This is a genomic window from Stenotrophomonas sp. A3_2 (assembly GCF_036624925.1).
Lineage (GTDB): Bacteria > Pseudomonadota > Gammaproteobacteria > Xanthomonadales > Xanthomonadaceae > Stenotrophomonas > Stenotrophomonas hibiscicola.
In genome coordinates, this window is sequence record NZ_JAZKVY010000215.1 from 1 (window position 1) to 315 (window position 315).

A 315-nucleotide genomic window follows, 5' to 3' on the forward strand; every position below is an offset into this window, starting at 1 on the left:
TCCGAAGCGTTGAGCGCGCCCGCGGTCGTATTGAACACGTCGCCGCCATTGGCGCCAGCAATCACATCCGCGCCGGTGGTGAGCGTGTAGAGCGTCGCGGCGGTCACTGTGCCAACGATCGTCAGCGTCGCCGTCGGCAGCGCCCCGCTGAAACCGCTTCCATTGCTGCCAATGCTGGTCAGCACCACCGTTTCGGTGAAGGTGCCGGCGGTGCTCCCTGACAGCGTGACCTCGGGGCGATACTGGCTCTGCCCGGCGCTCAGGCCCGAAAACGTGCCAAACCCCGTGTTTGTCCAGCTCCCCTTCGTCGTGCCC

At 66.3% G+C, this 315-nt stretch carries 1 protein-coding gene; it reads right to left on the bottom strand.

What is annotated here, in order from left to right; translation table 11 throughout:
- Positions 1-315 (bottom strand): hypothetical protein (locus R5H29_RS07160; protein ID WP_332328979.1); only part of this gene is annotated, 315 nt, incomplete at both ends.